Origin of the sequence: Streptomyces sp. NBC_00249, from assembly GCF_026342355.1 — a bacterium.
Classification (GTDB): domain Bacteria; phylum Actinomycetota; class Actinomycetes; order Streptomycetales; family Streptomycetaceae; genus Streptomyces.
Genome location: NZ_JAPEMV010000009.1, coordinates 158598 through 176902, shown reverse-complemented (window position 1 = coordinate 176902; position 18305 = coordinate 158598). Strand labels below are relative to the sequence as shown.

Below are 18305 nucleotides of genomic sequence, written 5' to 3'. Positions count from 1 at the left end.
TCGCCTCGGGACTCTTGGGCGCATAACACCACTGGGCTCCCGCCCCAGGAGCCCCGCCCGTCTCGTACGTATGTGCGTGCCCAAAGGTGTAGCCGGCACTCGGTTTCCTTGTCCTGGCTCGGGGTTCGCGGGTCTCGCGCCCGCGCCGCGGAGGGGGTCCGCTGTCGTGGCGCGAAACAGGGCAAAGGGTTGCGAGAGGGCTCAGAGGATCGCGACCGGGGCCACCGGGGTGCCGGTGCCGCCGACGAAGGGTTCCGGCATCGCGGAGAGCAGGAAGGAGTAGCGGGCGACTTCCGCACAGGCTGTGGACAGGGCTTCGAGGTTCCAGTTCTGGCCCTGGTGCATGCCCATCTCGACGAGGTCCAGCGCGTGCACCGGCAGCCACAGGTTCTCGATCTCCGGCGGGAAGATTTCGAAGGTGAGGGTGTCGTTCGCGACGGCCGCCACGTCACGGCCGTGGAACCACTGCGGGGTGCGGACGGAGAGGCCGGGCGAGGGGAAGCCGTAGCCGTGCTTGTCGCCCGCCAGGTAGACCTGGATCTGGCCGGTGCGGACCAGCGCGATGTCGCCCGCCCGTACGGTGACACGGCCGAACTCCTCCGCCTCCGCCAGGTCCTCCGGGGTCACCGCGTGCCCGCCCGGGAGCCGGTCCAGGCCCTTCGCGCGGGCCACGTCGAGCAGGACGCCGCGCGAGACGATCGGGCCGGCCTTCTCGATGCCGCTGAACTCGGCGCGGGAGTGCGCGGTGATCGTCGAGGCGGGGCGGCCGTTGTAGATGCGGCCCGAGTGCGAGACGTGCGTCAGGGCGTCCCAGTGGGTGGCCGACTGGAGGCCCATCGTCACGGCGTCGTCGCTGCACGCCACCGTCCCGGGGCCGAAGATCTCCTGGTTGATCTGCACCATCGTGTGCAGCGGGTTGATCCGGCCGGGGATCATGCCGGCCTGCACCCCATCCTCCTTCAGGGGCAGCGCGAGGGGGATCCGGCGCCCGGTGCGGATCTCGGCGGCGGCCGTGCGGACCACCTCGTCCGTGATCAGGTTCAGGGTCCCGATCTCGTCCTCGGTGCCCCAGCGGCCCCAGTTGTTGACGCGCTTGGCGATGTCGTGGAACTCGGCGGGCAGGGTCATGGCTTCGTTCAGCTCCTCGGGGTGCGGATGCGGATGCGGGTGATTCCGGACGGCATCGATGGCAACAGGGGCTTGTGCTCAGGGATCTGACTGGTCATAGAATCTAACGGACCGTCAGAAAACGCGGGAAGGGGCCGGACGTGGGGAACTTCTTGGCAGGCAAGACCGTCGCCGTCACCGGCGCCGGCCGGGGCATCGGGCGGGCCGTGGCACTCGCCGCGGCCGCCGAGGGCGCCAAGGTCGTCGTCAACGACTACGGCGTGGGAATGGAGGGCAACGAACCCACCAGCGAGATCGCCGACGGCGTCGTGAAGGAGATCCTCGCCGCCGGAGGCGAGGCCGTCGCCGTCGCCGACGACATCTCCACCATGGCGGGCGGCCAGCGCGTCGTCGACACCGCGCTCGCCCGCTACGGGCGCATCGACGGCGTCGTCTGCGTCGCCGGCATCCTGCGCGAACGCATGCTCTTCAACATGTCCGAGGAGGAATGGGACCCCGTCGTCGCCACCCACCTCAAGGGCACCTTCACCCTCTTCCGCGCCGCCTCCGCCGTCATGCGCCGCCAGGGCAGCGGCACCCTCATCGGCTTCACCAGCGGCAACCACCAGGGCTCCGTCGCCCAGGCCAACTACAGCGCCGCCAAGGGCGGGATCATCTCCCTCGTCCGCAGCGCCGCCCTCGGCCTCCACAAGTACGGGGTCACCGCCAACGCCGTCGCCCCCGTCGCCCGCACCCGCATGTCCGCGAACGTCCCCATGGAACTCAAGGAGATCGGGGAGCCCGAGGACGTCGCCGCCCTCGTCACCTACCTCCTCAGCGAACGCGCCCGCGCCGAGAACATCACCGGGCAGGTCTACACGATCGCCGGCCCCAAGATCGCCGTCTGGGCCCAGCCCCGCGAACTGCGCGCCGGGTACGCCGAAGGCTCCTGGACCCCCGAGAAGATCGCCGACTTCCTGCCCGGGACGGTGGGCACCGACCCGATGCCGATGCTCGCGCAGCTCGAAGCCATGGCAAAGGCGGCGGCCGCCAAGGACCGCCCCAACGCGTAGGGAAGGCGGCCCGGTGGATTTCGCATTCGGCGCGGAGGCCGAGGAACTGCGCGCCCGCGCCCGCTCCTGGCTCACCGCACACCTCACCGGCCCGTACGCCCGCGCCGTCGGACTCGGCGGCCCGGGCAGCGAGCACCAGGAGGTGGCGGCCCGGCGCGCCTGGGAACGGGAACTCGGACGCGGCGGCTGGATCGGCACCGGCTGGGACCTCCCCGCCGGCGCGTACGGGCAGCAGCGGCTCTCCCTCACCGGCCAGGTCGTCTGGGCAGAGGAGTACGCGGCGCTGCGCGCACCCGGCCGCGTCGGCCACATCGGCGAGAACCTCCTCGCCCCCACCCTCATCGCCTACGGCACCCCGCAGCAGCAGGCCCGCTTCCTGCCCGGGATCGCCCTCGGCGAGGAACTGTGGTGCCAGGGCTACAGCGAGCCCGGCGCCGGCTCCGACCTGGCCGGCGTCCGCACCGCCGCCGTCCGCGACCCGGCCGACGGGCTGTACCGGGTCACCGGGCAGAAGATCTGGACCTCCCTCGCCCAGGACGCCGACTGGTGCTTCGTCCTGGCCCGCACCGAGGCCGGCTCCCGCCGCCACCACGGCCTGTCCTTCCTCCTCGTCCGCATGGACCAGCCCGGACGGATCGAGGTCCGGCCCATCCGGCAGATGTCCGGCACCGCCGAGTTCAACGAGGTCTTCCTCGACGGCGCCGTCGCCACCGAGGTCGTCGGCGGCGAGGGGCAGGGCTGGACCGTCGCCATGGGGCTGCTCGCCCTGGAACGCGGGGTGTCCACGCTCGTCCAGCAGATCGGCTTCGCGGCCGAACTGGAACGGGTCATCCGCGCCTACGCGGCCTCGCCCGCCCCGGATCCGGTCGTGCGCGAACACCTCGTACGGCAGTGGGCCGAACTGCGCGTCATGCGCTGGAACGCCCTGCGGACGCTGGGGGCGCGGGGGCCACAGGGGGCACAGGGGGCGGAAGGCGACCCGGGCGCGCCGAGCGTGGCCAAGCTGCTGTGGGGCGGCTGGCACCGGCGCCTCGGGGAGCTCGCGGTGGCCGTCCGGGGCGCGGCCGCCACCGCCGGGCCGGGGCTCTGGGCGCAGGGGGCCCCGTACGAACTCGGGCTCGACGAGGAGCAGCGGCTCTTCCTGTTCACCCGCGCCGACACCATCTACGGCGGCTCGGACGAGATCCAGCGGAACATCATCGCCGAGCGGGTGCTCGGCCTGCCTAAGGAGCCCAGGTGAGAGGCGTCGTGTTCGACGGCAAGCAGGCCCAGGTCGTCGGGGATCTGGAGATCCGCGATCCCGGGCCGGGGGAGGTGCTGGTCGCGATCGGGGCGGCCGGGCTGTGCCACAGCGACCTGTCGGTGATCGACGGGACGATTCCGTTCCCGCCGCCGGTCGTGCTCGGGCACGAGGGCGCCGGTGTGGTCGAGGCGGTGGGGGCGGGGGTGACGCACGTGGCGCCCGGTGACCACGTGGCACTGTCCACCCTGGCCAACTGCGGGGCCTGCGCCGACTGCGACCGGGGCCGGCCCACGATGTGCCGCAAGGCCATCGGGATGCCGGGCCGGCCCTTCTCGCGGGGCGGGCAGCCGCTGTTCCAGTTCGCCTCCAACTCGGCGTTCGCGGAGCGGACCCTCGTCAAGGCCGTACAGGCCGTGAAGATCCCCGAGGACATCCCGCTGACCTCGGCCGCGCTGATCGGCTGCGGGGTGCTCACGGGGGTCGGGGCCGTCCTGAACCGGGCCAAGGTCGACCGGGGCGAGACGGTGGTCGTCATCGGCACCGGCGGCATCGGGCTCAACGTCCTCCAGGGCGCGCGGATCGCCGGGGCCACGACCATCGTGGCCGTGGACGCCAACCCGGCGAAGGAGGCGGTCGCCCGGCAGTTCGGCGCCACCCACTTCGTGGACGCCTCGGCCGTCGCCGACACCACGGCGGCCGTCCGCGAGATCCTGCCGACGGGCGCGGACCACGCCTTCGAGTGCGTCGGCAACGTGAAGCTGATCCGGCAGGCGATCGACCTGCTCGACCGGCACGGGCAGGCGGTCCTGCTGGGGGTGCCGGGCTTCACGGAGGAGGCGTCATTCCTCGTCTCGTCCATGTACCTCGACAAGACGATCATGGGCTGCCGGTACGGGTCCTCGCGCCCGCAGCGCGACATCGCGCTGTACGCGGAGCTGTACCGGCAGGGGAAGCTGCTGCTGGACGAGCTGGTGACCGAGGTCTACCCGGTGGAGGACTTCGCGAAGGCCGTCGACGACGCGCATCACGGGCGGGTGGCCCGGGGGGTGCTGACCTTCTAGGGCGGTTCCGGTTCGGGTCCTGCCGGGCTTGCGTGCGCGGTCCGGCAGGGCCCGGAGGGGCTGTCCGTGGGGTCGGTCAGGGTGCGCGGATGGTATTCGGTCGTGGGCGGTTTTCGGCCGTCGTGGGGGTCGCGAAGCTGTCCGGGGAGCCGTTCAAGTGTCTGCTGTACGCCCTTGCCGTCCTCGATGACGAGCCGGTCGTCGCGCTCGACCGTGCCACCGGCGCCGGCTTCGCGCTGTGTGCCTCCGGCATCGGCGACAACTTCAGTGTGTGAAGCGGCCGAAGCGGCCCTTGTGGAAGAGGAGCGGGTCGCCCTCGCCGGCGGCGCCCATGGCCTCGACGCGGCCCACGACGATCAGGTGGTCCCCGCCGGTGTGGACGGCGTGGATCCGGCAGTCGATCCAGGCGGGCGCGTCGTCGAGCTGCGGTGACCCGGTCGCGGGCGCGGGCCGGTGGCCCACCCCGGCGAACTTGTCGGCGCCGCTGACCGCGAAGGCCCGGCACAGTTCGCCCTGTTCGGCCCCGAGGATGTTGACGCAGAACACTCCGGCGCGGGCGATGCGCGGCCAGGTGGTCGACGTACGGGCCACCATGAAGGTGACCAGGGGCGGGTCCAGGGAGAGCGAGGCGAAGGACTGGCAGGCGAAGCCGGCCGGGCCGTCCTCGCCCTCGGCGGGCGGGGCGGTGATGATCGTGACCCCGCTGGCGAAATTGCCGAGGACCGCGCGGAATTCGGCGGGGCTGACGGGCGCGCGCTCGTCCTCACCGACGGCCCGCAGGTCGGGGCGGGGGAGCGTGTCGAGGTGCTCGGACCCGGGTCCCGGCCTCGTGGAGGTGGGGGAGCCGGCCGATCGGAGGTATCGGACGACGGTGGCCGCCATCCCTGCGTGTCCCATCACATGGATGATTGAAACTGACGGAGTGTCAGATGGGAAGGGGTTGCGCGGGGTGGTGTGGGCGGCGGGGTGGGGGCCGGTGCGGGGGCCGGCGGGCCGATCCGCCGGACGGGTGAAACGGGGCGGGGTCCGGGGCTCGTACGGGGCCCCGGGTGCGGGGGGTCGGCATGGTGGCGGGTGCACCCCGTAGCGCACCCCTCTGGAGGAGCCCATGCTCGGCACCGACTTCCGTACCGGATCCCCCAACTGGCTCGACCTCGGCAGCCCCGACACCGACGCGGCCGTCGCGTTCTACTCCTCCGTCTTCGGCTGGCAGTTCGCCTCCGCCGGGCCCGAGGCGGGCGGGTACGGCTTCTTCCAGGTGGCGGGCAAGACCGTCGCCGCGCTCGGCCCGCTGACCGAGGCGGGCGCGAAGTCCGCCTGGATGATCCACTTCAACAGCCCGGACGTCCGGGCCACCGCCGAGAGCGTGCGCAGCGGGGGCGGGCGGGTGCGGATGGAACCCATGGACGTGATGGGGGAGGGCTGGCTGGCGCAGTTCACCGACCCGCAGGGCGCCGAGTTCGCCTGCTGGCAGCCGGGGAAGACCGCCGGGCTGGAGCTGACCTCCGCGCCGAACAGCTTTGTGTGGGCGGAGCTGCACGTGCCGGATCCGGTCGCGGCCGTGCGTTTTTATGGGGGGGTCTTCGGGTGGCGGTACGCCGAGATGCAGGCGCCCGGGATGACGTACCGGGTGCTGAGCATCGCCGACGGGGACCAGGAGGACGGGTCCTTCGGCGGGGTCGCCGAACAGGGCGAGGGCGCGGGCGGGGCGTCGGCGATGGTGCCGCGGTGGGTGCCGTACTTCGCGGTGGCGGACACGGATGCCACCGTCACGGCGATCGAGGGGAACGGCGGCGAGGTGCTGATGCCGGCGGCGGACGTGCCGGAGGTCGGGCGGATCGCGTGGGCGTCCGACCCGGCGGGGGCGGTGTTCGCGCTGCTGAAGCCGGATCCGCGGATGTAGTTTTTTACCGGCCCGTGTACTTCGGTGTGCGGCGTTCTACGAAGCTGGCCACGCCTTCGTTCGCGTCGGCGGTGGTCATGTTGAGCTCCTGGGCGGTGGCCTCGGCGGCCAGTGCGGTGGCGCGGTCGCTGTCCAGGGAGGCGTTGACCAGCTGCTTCGTGAGCGCGAGCGCGCGGGTGGGGCCTTGCGCGAGGCGCTCGGCCCAGGTGCGGGCCGTCGCCTCCAGTTCCTCGGCCGGGACCACCGTGTTGACGAGGCCGAGACGGGCCGCCTCGGTGGCGGGGACGGCGTCGCCGAAGAACATCAGCTCCTTGGCCTTCTGGGGGCCGAGGAGGCGGGGCAGGAGGTAGGCGCCGCCGCCGTCGGGGACGAGGCCGCGGCGGACGAACACCTCGATGAAACGGGCCGGTTCGGCGGCGATGACGAGGTCGCAGGCGAGGGCGAGGTGGGCGCCTATGCCGGCGGCGGTGCCGTTGACTGCGGCGATGACGGGTTTCTCGCAGTCCAGGACTGCGGTGATCAGGCGCTGGGCGCCTTGGCGGATCATCCGGGCGACGTCGCCCGCGACGCGGTCGCCTGCGGCGGGCTGGGCGGGGGAGCCGCGGAGGTCGGCGCCGGCGCAGAAGCCCTTGCCGGTGGCGGTGATGACGACGGCGCGTACGTCGGGGTCGGCGGAGGCGTCGGCGAGCAGGGCGATGACGCGCTCGCGCTGGTCCCAGGTGAGGGCGTTCATGGCGTCGGGGCGGTTGAGGGTGATCCACGAGACGTTGCCTTCTTGGCGGTGCCGGATCTCGTCGTCGGGGGCGTGGGGCACGGGGTCTCCTGTTCGGGGGTGGGCGTTGGCCGGGCGGGTTCGGGGGTGGCCGGTGCCCGGGCGGGGCTGCGGGTGGGGGCGGGGTCGGGGACGGGGTGGGGTGCCGTCCGGGATAGGCATGATTTATGGCGCCCGATCCGAAGCTCCGTTGGTGTGGCGGCACCGCGCGCCAACAAATCACGTTTTACATCCCGGACGACACCCCACCCCGTCCCCGACCCCTCACGTCTCACGTCTCTGATCCGGGCCAGGTCCCTTGATCCCGCGTGGGCCCATTCCCCGGCAACGCCAGCAAATCCAGCCCCGCCAAATCCAGCCCCTCCGGCGTTTGAGGAGCGGGGGTCCGGGGGCTGGCCCCCGGGAGCGGACCCGCACGCGAACGGCTACGCGATCCAGCCTCGCCGGCGTTTGAGGCGCGGGGTCTGGGGCGGAGCCCCAGGGGTTTGAGCCGCGCCGGCTCTGAGGCGGGAACGGTGGGGCGGGGAGAGGACCGTGCGGGGTGGTCAGCGGCAGACGGCCAGCGCGTCCAGGGCTACCGCCCCCTGGCCTCGGGGGAGGACCATCAGGGGGTTGATGTCCAGCTCGGAGAGGACGTCCCCCAGTTCGAGCGCCATCCGCTGGACCCGTAGGACCACCTCGACGAGCGCGTCGACGTCCGCCGGCGGCGCCCCCCGGACCCCTTCGAGGAGCGCGTGCCCCCGGAGTTCCGTGAGCATGTGCCGGGCCTGGTCCTCCCCGAAGGGCGGCACGCGGACCGCCGCGTCGTGGAGGACCTCGACGAGGACCCCGCCCAGGCCCACGGTGACGGTCGGGCCGAAGAGGTCGTCGCGGGTGACGCCGACGACCATTTCGACGCCCCGCTCGACCATCTGGCAGACCAGGATCCCGTCGAGGGGGATGTTCTCGTAGCGGGCTATGTCGGTGAGTTCCCGGTAGGCGTCGCGGATCTGGCTGGCGGAGGTGAGGCCGACCTTGACCAGGCCGAGTTCTGTCTTGTGGGCCAGCTGGGGGCCGGAGGCCTTCATGACGACCGGGTAGCCGACGAGGCCGGCCGCGCGGACGGCCGCCGCCGCGCTGGTGACCAGCTGTTCGCGGGGGACCCGGATGCCGTAGGCGCGCAGGAGCTGCTTGGCGGCGTGCTCGCTGAGTTGCTGGCCGGGGCGCATCAGGGCCTGGGCCTTGCGGTACGAGGGGGAGGGGGTGCGGGGGGCTTCGTCGAAGGGGGAGCGGTAGGCGGCGGTGAAGCGGTGGTGGCCGAGGTAGGCGCGGACGGCGGTGATGCAGTTGCCGAAGGTGCGGAAGGTGGCCACGCGGGAGGAGCCGAGGAGGGTGGTGCGGTAGGCCTCTTCGGTGCCTACGGGGGAGCCCCAGATGACGCAGATGAGTTTGTCTGTGGATTCGGCCGCTTCTGTGAGGTCTTTGGCCAGTTTGTCGCTCATCGGGGGGAAGGGGCCCGTGATCGGGCAGATGAGGACGCCGACGGTGGGGTCGGCGAGGAGGGCGTCGATGATTTTGCGGCCGCGCCAGTCGCCCACCGGGTGGCCGCCGTTGTCGACCGGGTTGGCGACGTTGAGGTAGGGCGGGATCCACTGGTGGAGTTCGGCCTGTTTGGCCTCGGAGAGGGTGGGGAGGGAGAGGCCCGCCTCGGTGGCGAGGTCGGAGAAGTGGGCGCCGGTGCCGCCGGAGATGGAGTAGACGACGACCCCGTCGGCCTTCGGGGGGCGGGCCCGGGCGAGGAGGGCGGCGGTGTCCTGGAGTTCGTCGAGGCCGTCGACGCGGATCACCCCGAACTGGCGCATGGCGGCGTCCACGACGGTGTCGGCGCCGGTGAGCTTGCCGGTGTGGGAGGCGGCCATGCGGGCGCCGGTCTCGGTGCGGCCGACCTTGACGGCGACGACGGGGACGCCGTTGCGGGCGGCCCGGTCGGCGGCGAGGAGGAAGGCGCGGCCGTCCTTGAGGCCCTCGACGTAGCAGGCGATGGCTCCGACCTCGGGCTGTTCGGCGAAGTAGGAGATGAAGTCGGAGGTCTCGAGGTCGGCCTCGTTGCCGGTGGGCGCCCAGTGGGAGAGGCGGATGCCGAGCTCCTGGAGGGTGTACACCGGGCGGCCCTGGTGGCCGGACTGGGTGATGAGGGCGATGGCCGGCCCGTCGAGGTCGTCGCGGAATTCCTCGAAGGCGTTGAGGTTGGTGTTGGGGCCGAGGAGGCGCAGGCCGGAGCGCTGCACGGCGGCGGCGAGGCGGGTCTGGGCGGCGGCGCCGGCGTCGCCCGTCTCGGCGAAGCCGGAGGCGAAGGCGACGGCGAACTTCACTTTGGTGTCGGCGAGTTCCTCGATGACGGGGAGGGGGTCCGAGACCAGGAGGACGGCGAGGTCCACCTCTTCGGGCAGGTCGGCCACGGAGGCGTGGCAGGGCAGGCCGAAGACGGTGGCGCGGGTGGGATGGACCGGGTGGATGCGGGCGCCGACGCGCTCGGCCCAGGCGATGAGCTGCCGGGTGATGCCCGTGTTGGGCCGGCCCTCGGTGTCGGATGCGCCGACGACGGCCACGGACTCGGGCCGGAAGAACCGGTCCAGGTCGGGCACATCGGAGTGCAGGGGCCGTCCGCTGACGTCCAGGGCGGACGGGTCCTCGGCGGACGGCGCCGCCGTGGAGTGGACGGCCGTCCTGGGGCTCTCCCCGCAGGCCTCGACTCGCGCGCGGAGGTCGGTGGTCAGGGTGCCGTGAGTTGATCCAAGCATCGCTTCGCCCGCTCCTGCTCGATGAACCCCGATGGAATCAGCTTTAGCTGACGTGGTGTCAGATTACTCAACTGACACGCCGTCAGGAATGGGGTTGCGCGGGAAAGGTCGTGGAGGTGGTGTGTGGAACGGTGGCAGACGTGGGTGGGAAGGGGCCAGACCCGTTTCGGCCCCGGTGGGTCAGGGGCGGCGGCGGGGCTTGCGGGACAGGGCCTTGGCGATGCGGTCCGCGTCCAGGGCCAGTTCGCGGAACATGCCGCTGATCGGGTTCGTGTACCCGGTGAAGTACAGGCCCGGCGCCCCGGGATGGGTGCGGGGGCCGTGGGCGAGGGGGCGGCCGCGCTCGTCCAGGACGCCGAGGTGCCCCACCAGGGCCTCCAGGCCGCGCCGGTAGCCCGTCGCGGCGACGACGGCGTCCGGGCTGATCCTCGTACCGTCCGCGAGGACCACCTCGGCGCCGTCGAAGGAGGCGACGGCGGCGACCGGCTCGACCCGGCCGGAGCGCACCGCGTCGATCAGGCCGACGTCCTGCACCGGGATCGCCCCCTGCTTCACCCTGCTGTACAGGCCGGTGTCGGGCCGCGGCAGCCCGTACGCCGACAGGTCCGGGACGGAAGCCTTCGCGGTGAGCGCCCCGAGCCGGTCCACGAGCCGCACCGGCAGGTGCCGTACGAGGATCCCCGTGCGCTGCGCCGGCCAGCCGGCCGTCGAGCGGCGCACGATGTGCGGGACGGTGCGCACCGCGAGGCGCACCCGGGCGGCCCCGCCGTCGGCGAGGTCCACGGCTATCTCGGCGCCGGTGTTGCCGACGCCGACGACCAGCACGTCCTGGCCGGCGTACGGCCCCGGATCGCGGTACGCGGACGCGTGCAGCAGCGGACCGGTGTACGTGTCCCGGCCCGGCCAGTCGGGGAGCGCGGGGGTGTGGTTGAAGCCCGTCGCCACGACCACGGCCCCCGCCGCGAGCTGCCGGCCGCCCGAGGCGTGCAGGGTCCAGCCCTCGCCGTCGGCGGCGCGCTCGATACGGGTCACCTCGACGCCCGTGACCAGCTCCAGCTCGTGGAACTCGGCGTACTTCTCCAGGTACCGCACCACGTCGGCCCGTCCCACCCAGCGCCCGAAGCGGCGCGGTATCGCGAGGCCGGGCAGGGCGGACAGCCGCCGGGTGGTGTGCAGGCGCAGTCGCGCGTAGTGGCCGCGCCAGGAGGTGCCGACGGAGCCGGCCTTCTCCACGACCACGGCGCGCACCCCGCGGGAACGCAGCGCCGCGGCGACGGCGAGGCCCCCGGGACCACCGCCGATCACGTACACGGGACGGGGCTGGGTGGCGGTCATGTCGGGCTCGGGCATGAGGAGTGAGCGTATCGACACACAGCGTTGATGGGTCTCGGACGAGGAGGGAATCGATTGCGGATCGATCACGGCGGCCGTCGCGTACGCCTCCGGGCCCTGCCCCGCCTCCCTCCCGCGGGGGAGGCGGATCGGGCGGGCGGGCGATCCGCGGCGGGGGCGTGCCCGGCCAGACTGGTTCCGGGCGGGCGGCGACGGGCCCCCGCCGACGGGACATCGGGACATCGGGGGACGTCATGGGCGCGACGGCGGTACGGCACGGATGGACGGGCTACGCGGCCGCGGCGGCGGCCCTCGCGTACGCGGCGCCGCACTTCTGGTGGGGCGCCGGGATCGGGGCCACCTTCCCCGGCGACTTCGCCGGGGCCCCGCACGGCACCTGGGAGGCCGCCGTCGGCTACTGGGGGATGGGCGGCGTCGCCGTGCTCGGCGCGGTCGTCGCGCTGGCCCTGGTCCGGCCGTGGGGCCGCCGGCTCCCGCGCCGGCTGCTCGCCGTCCCGGTGCTGGCCGCCTCGGCCGGGATGACGCTCTGGGGGTTCACGTACTTCGCGCTCCAGTACCTGCTCGCCGCCGAACGGGTCGTCTCCGCCCCGGCCTTCGCCGCGCAGGACGCGCACCCGCAGGCCGCCTGGGGGCTCTTCTGGTACGCCCTGTTCGTGGTGTGGGGCGTCACGCTCGGCGCGGCCGCCTGGAAGCGGCTGCGCGACGGGCGCAGGGGCTGAGGCCGTGTGCGCTGTGCCGTACGGGCCGCCCGGGCGGGCGGTCCGGGCGGGCGGTCCGGCGTTGCAGCGCCGTGCCGGGGGCGGTGCGCTGCACAGTGGGGGTCCGGCCCAGCGGAGAGGAGCGGTGCGATGTGGCAGCCCGACGGATGGGACGTACGCGTCCGCCTCGGTGTCCTCACCCCCCACGCCGACGTGGGCCCCGAGTCGGAGCTGCGTGCCATGGCCCCGCCGGAGGTGGGCCTGCACGCCGCCCGGGTGCCGTTCGGTGCCATGCGCGACGGCGGTGAGATGGACGCCACCATCCCGCTCGCGCCCGTCCGGGCCTTCGCGGAGCCCCCGCACGTGGACGAGGCGGCCGTGCTGCTGGCCGCCGCCCCGGTGGCGGCCATCGCCTACGCCTTCACCAGCTCCGCGTACGTGATCGGGGCGCGCGGGGAGGCGTACATGCTGGACCGGCTGCGGGAGCGGGCCCACGGGCTGCCGGTGGTCGCGACGTGCGCGGCCGCCGTCGAGGCGCTGCGGGTGCTGGGGGTCGGGCGGATCGCCCTCGTCGATCCGCCGTGGTTCGACGCCACCCTGAACGAGCTGGGGCGCGGCTACTACGAGGAGGCCGGGTTCGAGGTCGCGTACGCCGCCCCGTGCGGGCTGCCCGGCGGGCAGCGGCTGGTCCGGCCGCAGGCCCTGCACGACTGGGTGGCGCGCGAGGTCCCCGACGCGGCCGAGGCGGTCGTGATCGGCGGCAACGGCTTCCGCGCGGTCGGGGTGATCGAGGCCCTCGAAGCCACCCTCGGGCGGCCGGTGCTCACCGCGAACCAGGTGCTGCTGTGGGCGGCCCTGGCGGCGGCGGGGCATCCCGTCGGCGCGGTGACGGGGTACGGCGCGCTGTTCCGGGGCGGCCGGACGTCGTAGGGGGCTTGCGGGATGGGCCGCCATCCGCTGAACTGACGTACCGTCAGATCAGGTGGTGGTGGTGGTGGAGGGTGGAGGACTGCCGATGCAGACCGTCTGGCTCAGCGGAGCCGAATGGCTCGCCGTACTGCGGATAGGCCTCGGCCTGTGGTGGCTGGAGAGCTGGCGGCACAAGGACAAGAAGGGCTGGTTCGAACGCGGCACCGGCATAGCCTGGGCCGCCGACGTCGCCGGCAAACACCGCTGGGGCTTCGTCAAGGGCGGCTTCGAGAAGGTCGTCCGGCCCCGCCCGAAACTCATGGCGTACATCGTCGTCTACGCCGAACTCGCCCTCGGGCTCGGCCTGGTGCTCGGCTTCCTCACCCCGGTCGCCCTGATCGGCGGACTGCTGCTGAACCTGCTCTACCTCGTGCTGATGATCCACGACTGGGCCGAACAGGGCCAGAACGCGATGATGGCGCTCATCTCGCTCGTCGCGCTCTTCGCCATGGGCTGGCAGGCCTGGTCCCTCGACGCCTCGATCGGACTCTTCCTGTGACCGCGAACGCCCCCGCGAACACCCCGCGCTACGACCTCCCGGAGGCGGACGAGTTCACCCGCCCCTACTGGGACGCCGCCGCCGAAGGCCGCCTCCTGCTGCGCCGCTGCGCCGACTGCGGCCGCGCCCACCACTACCCCCGCGAGTTCTGCCCGCACTGCTGGGCGGGGGAGGACCGGGTGACCTGGGAGGAGGCCGGTGGCCGCGCCACCCTCTACACCTGGTCCGTGATCCACCGCAACGACCTCCCGCCCTTCGGCACCCGCGTCCCGTACACGGCCGCCGTCGTCGACCTCGCGGAGGGCCCCCGGATGATGGCGGAGGTCGTCGACTGCCCGGACGGCGCCCTGCGCATCGGCATGCTCCTCCAGGTCACCTTCCGCGAGGCGGCGGAGGGGGTCTCGGTGGCGGTCTTCCGACCGGCCTGAGGGGCGGCCTAGCCCTTCAGGCGCTCGTCGAGCTCATCGGCGTCGGCCAGGAACCAGGTCTGGGTGCCGCGGTTGCACTCGCGGACGAAGTCGCGCAGCGCCGAACTCGCGTCCGTGTGGCGGGAGATGTCGCCGAGGACGACGAGGCCGACGCGGTACTGGGCGAACTTCTGGATGATGTCGCCGGCGACCCGCGTACGCAGCTCGAAGAACGCGTCGTCGAACCGCCCGGCGGGGACGACGGCCCAGCGGGCGCCCTGGTAGCCGGCGTCGCCGATGAGGTCCAGGGCGTCGCGTTCGGCGCCGATGGCCGGGCCTTCGGGGGCGCACATCAGGACCGGTATGCCGTGGATCGACCGCAGGATGCTCATGGGCGTCGAGCCTAGTTCCCGGCCCGGCCCGGCGGCGACCGAAATTGACCGGGCGGCGTGCGGGGGCCGTGCCGGGACGTGCGGCACGGGCACGAGAAGCAGCACCGGCGCGGGCGGGGGTTCCGTCACCCCCGCCCTACGGCCAGAGCAGCTCGCGCACCCACCCGTCGCCGCCGTCGCCGCGCTCGGCCCGCCGGTAGCGGAGCCGGACGTGGCGGCGGGCGGCGTCGCCCTGGAAGAACTCCACCTCGACGGGGTCCAGGACGTACCGGGTCCAGGTCGGCGCCGGCGCGTCCGGCTCGGCCCCCGCCCGCTCCCACGCCGCCGCCGAAGCCCGCGCCAGCTCCCCGGCCGACTCCAGCACCTCGCTCTGCCGCCCGGTCAGCGCGGCCGCGAGGGCCCCGCGCGAACGCACCGCGAGGTCCGCCCGGCTCTCCTCGGGCCCACACGCCCCCACCCGCCCCCGTACCCGGACCTGCCGGCCCCGCGCCGGCCAGTAGAAGACGAGCGCCGCGTCCGGACACCCGGCCAGCTGGCGGCCCTTGGCGCTGGTGGCGTGCGAGGCGAAGTGCCAGCCGCGCGCGTCCGCGTCGTGCAGCATCAGCACGCGTACGTCGGGCCGCCCCGCCGCGTCCACCGTGGCCAGGCTCATCGTGTGCGGCTCGGCCTGCCCCGCCCGCGCCGCCTCGACGAACCACTCGCGGAACAGGGGCAGCGGCTCGTCCGGCGCCGCCCCGGTGTCGAAGCCGGGGAGCGGGGTGTCCCACACCCGCAGGGAGTGCAGGGTGCTGTGGAAGTCGCTGGTCATGCCCCCAGGCTAGGGTGCGGGCCCATGGACATGCACAGGGTTGGGGGGCGCGGGCTGCTCGCCCTCGCCGCCATATCGGTGGGCGTAGCGGTCGCAGCCCCCCTCTACGACCGGCCCGGCGGCCCGGCCCTGCTGGCCGAACTGAACCACCCCGTGCTCCTCGCGGCCCTGGCCGTCCTCTGCCTCGTCGGCGCGGCCCTCCTCCACGCCCGCCACCCCGACATCCGCAAGGCCGCCGGGCTGGCCCTGGCGGGGGTGGCCGTCCTGGGCGTACTCGCCGTCCCCGCCTACGAGTTGGTCTCCGACCCGTTCCCGGACCGCGAGTTCGACGTCCCCGCCCCGGACGGCTCGCACCGCCGCCTGGTGGTGGAACAGACCTCGGCACTCACCGACCCGGTCTGGCGCATCTACGTCGACGCGGGCCCCTTCCCGGCCACCCGCCGCTGGCCGGTGGCCCAGTACGCGGCCCCGGCCCCGGGAGCGGCGTACCCGAAGGGCGTCCTGGAGGCCACCTGGCCCGACGCCACCCACATCACCCTCATCGACCTCGACCACACCCCGCACACCCTCCGCATAGCCCGGGACGGGCGGCCGGTGGACGAGCTGGGGTGGTAGGCAGCGTCCCGGCGGGGCGGTCTCAGGGAGGGGTTGGGGGTTTCCCGTCAGTCTCATCGTCCTTCCGTGTCGGGCCGGCCTGTCAAGGGCGCTCCTTCGTCGCGTCGCTTCGCGATGGCCTTCGGCCACCCTTGACAGACCGTCCCGCCCCGGAAAAACAGAAGACTGCCGGGAAACCCCCAAAGAAACGGGACGGGGCAGAAGAGATGAGGAGCGGCCCCGTCAGCGAAGAGATGACCTGCCTCCGGCCGCCATCCACCCATCCGGGCAGCTCAGAGCCCCTTCCCGTACCAAGGCAGAGCCCTACCTGCACGAAATGACGACGAGAAGGCCATCGGGAGCGGGGAGACGCGTCAGATCGCTACGCGCTCCTCATTTCTCAGCGGCTGGCGGCCGTCTGGGGTCGTTCTGGGGTACGGGAACGCCCCGGCCGCGTCGCGGCCGGGGCGGTGTGCGCTGTGGGTCGGTCAGCGGACGCTGACGACCTGGAAGTCACCCCAGCTCTGAGTGGTGTTGATCCAGGCGGTGCGGGTGGAGATGCGGCCGCCGCCACAGTTGTTGTAGCTGTAAGCGGTGACCTCGACGGTGTTCTTCCACCACCAGCCCCACAGCTTCGTAGACGAGTCCGGGGTGATGTTGAAGCACTTGCCTACCGTGGTGCCGTTCTGGTTGGACCCCTTGATGTAGACGGACTGGGCCCTGCGGGAGGCGTCGTCGATCTGGATCTGCTGGCCGTTGTCCGCGGCCCACGCCGACCCGGTCCCGGCGACGAGGCCGGTACCGGCCACGGCGAGCGTCACTGCGGCGGTGGCGAGCTTCCTACGGATCTGCACAGTCTTCCCCCTGAGTTGCGGTGCTTGCGGGCACCAAAAGTTGATCTTGGGTCGGAAGAAACCTTCCCCCGGGGGTCCCGTGCGGAGCAAGCCAGTCCGTCGACGGGACCGTCCCGATTTCGTCCCGTTTCGTCGACAGCCCGTTCGAATCGTCCGGCCGGCCTGCTCGCCGCCATATGACATCGGCTGTGTAGCGATCGTTGGCGGCTTATGACCAGCCCCGGACGGGCCGCAGTCGCTGAGAAAAGAGGAGCGCGTAGCGATCTGACGCGTCTGGAGGGGGCTGGAGGGGCCGGATGGCGTTCTCGTCGTCATTTCGTGCGGGTAGAGCCGCACCTTGGTCCCGGAACGGGGCTCTGAGCTGGCCGGATGCCTGGGATGGCAGCCGAAGGCAGCCCGCCGCACCCCTGAGAGACCCGCCCCACCCCCCCAATCACCCCCGCCCCAGGATCACCGTCCCCGACGAGCAGAACCACCCGCCCGTGCCCGAGGCCAGGGCTACCTCCGGGAGGTGGCCGTCGCGGCGGGTCACCTGGCCCGGGCCCGCTTCGCCGCGGAGTTGGCGGACGGCTTCCACGAGGAGGAACAGGCCGCGCATGCCCGGGTGGCAGGCGGAGAGGCCGCCGCCGTCGGTGTTGACCGGGAGGTCGCCCTCGCGGAGCAGGCGGCCCTTCTCGACGAAGGCTCCGCCTTCGCCCTTCGCGCAGAAGCCGAGGTCCTCCAGGGTCACCAGGGTCATGTACGTGAAGGCGTCGTAGATCTCCGCGAGGTCGACGTCGGCCGGGGTCAGGCCGGCCCGTTCGAAGGCGAGGCGGCCGGAGACGGCCGCCGGGGAGACGGTGAAGTCCTCCCATTCCGACATCGTGGTGTGGGAGACGGCGCTGCCCGCGCCCAGGACCCACACCGGGGTCTTCGCGGTGTCCGGTACGTAGTCCTCCGCGGCCAGCAGCACCGCGCAGCCGCCGTCCGAGCGGATGCAGCAGTGCAGCTTCGTGAAGGGGTCCGCGATCATCTCGGAGGTGAGCACCTCGTCCACCGTGAGCGGGGTGCGGAACATCGCGTCCGGGTTGGTGGCCGCGTTGGCGCGGGCCTGGACGGCGACCGAGGCGAGCTGCTCCAGGGTCGTCCCGTACTCGTGCATGTGGCGGCGCGCGGCCATCGCGTACTTGGAGATCAGCGTGTGGCCGTACGGGACCTCGAACTGGAGCGGTCCGCGGGCGCCGAAGGAGAGGTTCGAGGTGCGGCGGCGGGCCTTGATGTCGGCGCGGGCGGTGGAGCCGTAGACCAGCAGGACGGCGTTGGCGTGTCCGGCGGCGATGGCTTCCGCCGCGTGGGCGGCCATGACCTCCCAGGTCGAGCCGCCGACGGAGGTGGAGTCGACCCAGGTGGGGCGCAGCCCCAGGTACTCGGCGACCTCCACCGGGGCGAGGGTGCCGAGGCCGGCCGAGGCGAAGCCGTCGATGACGGACCGGTCCAGGCCGGAGTCGGCCAGTGCCCGCCGGGCGGCCTGCGCGTGCAGGGCGTAGGGGGTCGGGCCGTCGACCCGGCCGCAGTCGGAGAGGGCGACGCCGACCACCGCGACGCGGCGGCGGCGCAGCGGGGCGGCGGGGGCGGGTCCGGATTCGGTTCCAGGCATGGGCAGGACGGTACAGCTGACGGTCTGTCAGATGCTAGACCCCGCTCCGCAGTCGGACACCTCCGCCCCCTGTGTTTCTCGCCCCCGCAGCCCTAACATGACGGCCCGTCAGATGCGCCCCCGGCCACCGCTGGGAGGTGCCCCCGGGAGGAGCCC

General features: G+C 73.1%; 19 protein-coding genes. 10 read left to right on the top strand and 9 right to left on the bottom strand.

The window, feature by feature from the left end; translation table 11 throughout:
* Positions 1–201 precede the first annotated feature (201 nt).
* On the bottom strand, positions 202–1128 hold the full coding sequence (locus OOK31_RS32655) for a cyclase family protein (RefSeq protein WP_267091013.1): 927 nt from the start codon (positions 1126–1128) through the stop codon (positions 202–204).
* A gap of 140 nt (positions 1129–1268) precedes the next feature.
* On the opposite strand from OOK31_RS32655, the gene OOK31_RS32650 reads away from it, so the two are divergent.
* The 4 genes from OOK31_RS32650 to OOK31_RS32635 all read left to right on the top strand — a co-directional run bounded on the left by OOK31_RS32650 (position 1269) and on the right by OOK31_RS32635 (position 4759).
* Positions 1269–2180, top strand: a complete 912-nt coding sequence (locus OOK31_RS32650; protein WP_267091012.1) for an SDR family oxidoreductase — start codon at positions 1269–1271, stop codon at positions 2178–2180.
* A gap of 13 nt (positions 2181–2193) precedes the next feature.
* Positions 2194–3420 carry an acyl-CoA dehydrogenase family protein gene (locus OOK31_RS32645; protein WP_267091011.1) on the top strand — a complete coding sequence of 409 codons (1227 nt, stop codon included), beginning with the start codon at positions 2194–2196 and terminating at the stop codon, positions 3418–3420.
* Entirely contained in the window at positions 3417–4484 is a 1068-nt protein-coding gene (locus tag OOK31_RS32640) for a Zn-dependent alcohol dehydrogenase (protein WP_267091010.1), read from the top strand. The genes OOK31_RS32645 and OOK31_RS32640 overlap by 4 nt, the downstream gene beginning before the upstream one ends.
* An 89-nt stretch (positions 4485–4573) precedes the next feature.
* Entirely contained in the window at positions 4574–4759 is a 186-nt protein-coding gene (locus OOK31_RS32635) for a hypothetical protein (RefSeq protein ID WP_267091009.1), read from the top strand.
* Here the strand turns inward: OOK31_RS32635 and OOK31_RS32630 are convergent.
* The gene (locus tag OOK31_RS32630; RefSeq protein ID WP_267091229.1) at positions 4749–5366 is read right to left on the bottom strand and encodes a flavin reductase family protein; all 618 of its coding nucleotides are present in this window, start codon (positions 5364–5366) and stop codon (positions 4749–4751) included. The two genes, OOK31_RS32635 and OOK31_RS32630, sit on opposite strands and share 11 nt — an antisense overlap.
* A gap of 226 nt (positions 5367–5592) precedes the next feature.
* Between OOK31_RS32630 and OOK31_RS32625 the strand changes: the two genes are divergently transcribed.
* Positions 5593–6387 carry a VOC family protein gene (locus OOK31_RS32625; protein ID WP_267091008.1) on the top strand — a complete coding sequence of 265 codons (795 nt, stop codon included), beginning with the start codon at positions 5593–5595 and terminating at the stop codon, positions 6385–6387.
* Positions 6388–6391: 4 nt separating this feature from the next.
* Here OOK31_RS32625 and OOK31_RS32620 read toward each other — a convergent pair whose 3' ends face one another.
* The 3 genes from OOK31_RS32620 to OOK31_RS32610 form a co-directional block, all read right to left on the bottom strand.
* Positions 6392–7120 (bottom strand): enoyl-CoA hydratase/isomerase family protein, encoded by a 729-nt coding sequence (locus OOK31_RS32620; RefSeq protein ID WP_267091228.1) that lies wholly within the window; start codon positions 7118–7120, stop codon positions 6392–6394.
* Positions 7121–7704: 584 nt separating this feature from the next.
* Positions 7705–9939: an acetate--CoA ligase family protein gene (locus OOK31_RS32615; protein WP_267091007.1), complete on the bottom strand. Its 2235-nt coding sequence runs from the start codon at positions 9937–9939 to the stop codon at positions 7705–7707.
* A gap of 180 nt (positions 9940–10119) precedes the next feature.
* Positions 10120–11289 carry an NAD(P)/FAD-dependent oxidoreductase gene (locus OOK31_RS32610; RefSeq protein ID WP_267091006.1) on the bottom strand — a complete coding sequence of 390 codons (1170 nt, stop codon included), beginning with the start codon at positions 11287–11289 and terminating at the stop codon, positions 10120–10122.
* A 236-nt stretch (positions 11290–11525) separates the two neighbouring features.
* On the opposite strand from OOK31_RS32610, the gene OOK31_RS32605 reads away from it, so the two are divergent.
* The 4 genes from OOK31_RS32605 to OOK31_RS32590 all read left to right on the top strand — a co-directional run bounded on the left by OOK31_RS32605 (position 11526) and on the right by OOK31_RS32590 (position 13886).
* A complete protein-coding gene (locus OOK31_RS32605) occupies positions 11526–12011 on the top strand; it encodes a DUF3995 domain-containing protein (RefSeq protein ID WP_267091005.1) in 486 nt (161 codons plus the stop codon).
* Between the two features lie 129 nt (positions 12012–12140).
* Positions 12141–12920 carry a maleate cis-trans isomerase gene (locus OOK31_RS32600; RefSeq protein WP_267091004.1) on the top strand — a complete coding sequence of 260 codons (780 nt, stop codon included), beginning with the start codon at positions 12141–12143 and terminating at the stop codon, positions 12918–12920.
* A gap of 85 nt (positions 12921–13005) precedes the next feature.
* Positions 13006–13458 (top strand): DoxX family membrane protein, encoded by a 453-nt coding sequence (locus tag OOK31_RS32595; protein ID WP_267091003.1) that lies wholly within the window; start codon positions 13006–13008, stop codon positions 13456–13458.
* Positions 13455–13886 carry a Zn-ribbon domain-containing OB-fold protein gene (locus tag OOK31_RS32590; protein WP_267091002.1) on the top strand — a complete coding sequence of 144 codons (432 nt, stop codon included), beginning with the start codon at positions 13455–13457 and terminating at the stop codon, positions 13884–13886. The genes OOK31_RS32595 and OOK31_RS32590 overlap by 4 nt, the downstream gene beginning before the upstream one ends.
* Positions 13887–13894: 8 nt before the next feature.
* On the opposite strand, the gene OOK31_RS32585 is transcribed toward OOK31_RS32590, so the two are convergent.
* Positions 13895–14257, bottom strand: a complete 363-nt coding sequence (locus tag OOK31_RS32585; protein ID WP_267091001.1) for a DUF4180 domain-containing protein — start codon at positions 14255–14257, stop codon at positions 13895–13897.
* Positions 14258–14393: 136 nt separating this feature from the next.
* Positions 14394–15065 (bottom strand): pyridoxal 5'-phosphate synthase, encoded by a 672-nt coding sequence (locus tag OOK31_RS32580; RefSeq protein ID WP_267091000.1) that lies wholly within the window; start codon positions 15063–15065, stop codon positions 14394–14396.
* A gap of 24 nt (positions 15066–15089) precedes the next feature.
* Here OOK31_RS32580 and OOK31_RS32575 point away from each other — a divergent pair, with 24 nt between their 5' ends.
* Entirely contained in the window at positions 15090–15680 is a 591-nt protein-coding gene (locus tag OOK31_RS32575) for a hypothetical protein (protein ID WP_267090999.1), read from the top strand.
* A 467-nt stretch (positions 15681–16147) separates the two neighbouring features.
* Here the strand turns inward: OOK31_RS32575 and OOK31_RS32570 are convergent, their stop codons facing one another.
* Complete coding sequence (locus tag OOK31_RS32570) at positions 16148–16513, bottom strand: hypothetical protein (protein WP_267090998.1); 366 nt, start codon at positions 16511–16513, stop codon at positions 16148–16150.
* A gap of 433 nt (positions 16514–16946) precedes the next feature.
* Positions 16947–18149, bottom strand: a complete 1203-nt coding sequence (locus tag OOK31_RS32565; RefSeq protein ID WP_267090997.1) for an acetyl-CoA acetyltransferase — start codon at positions 18147–18149, stop codon at positions 16947–16949.
* Positions 18150–18305: the final 156 nt, after the last annotated feature.